The sequence below is a fragment of the Nonomuraea composti genome, from assembly GCF_012034275.1.
Classification (GTDB): Bacteria; Actinomycetota; Actinomycetes; order Streptosporangiales; family Streptosporangiaceae; genus Nonomuraea; species Nonomuraea composti.
The window spans coordinates 1-397 of sequence record NZ_JAATEP010000171.1; the positions used below are offsets into that span (position 1 = coordinate 1).

The window sequence follows — 397 nt, forward strand, 5'->3', positions numbered from 1 at the left end:
ACCGGTGCCCAGCCAGAAGCCCAGCGTGCCCAGGGCGAGCGCGATCACGATCGGCACGAAGATGCCCGAGATGCGATCGGCCAGGCGCTGCACCTGCGCCTTGCCGGTCTGAGCGTCCTCGACCAGCTTGGCCATCTGGGCGAGCTGGGTGTCCGCGCCGACCCGGGTGGCCCGCACGACCAACCGGCCACCGGCGTTCACCGTGGCGCCGGTGACCGCATCGCCCGGCCGCACCTCCACCGGCACCGACTCGCCGGTCAGCATCGAGGCATCGACCGCCGAGGTGCCATCCTCGATCACGCCGTCGGTGGCGATCTTCTCGCCGGGGCGGACGATGAACCGGTCGCCGGTCTTGAGCTGCTCGGTGGGGATGCGGCGGCCATCGGCCAGCTCCACC

General features: G+C 72.0%; 1 protein-coding gene. It reads right to left on the reverse strand.

Annotated elements, in window-relative coordinates:
- Positions 1-397 (reverse strand): P-type ATPase actuator domain-containing protein (locus tag HCN51_RS57850; protein WP_487353041.1); only part of this gene is annotated, 397 nt, incomplete at both ends.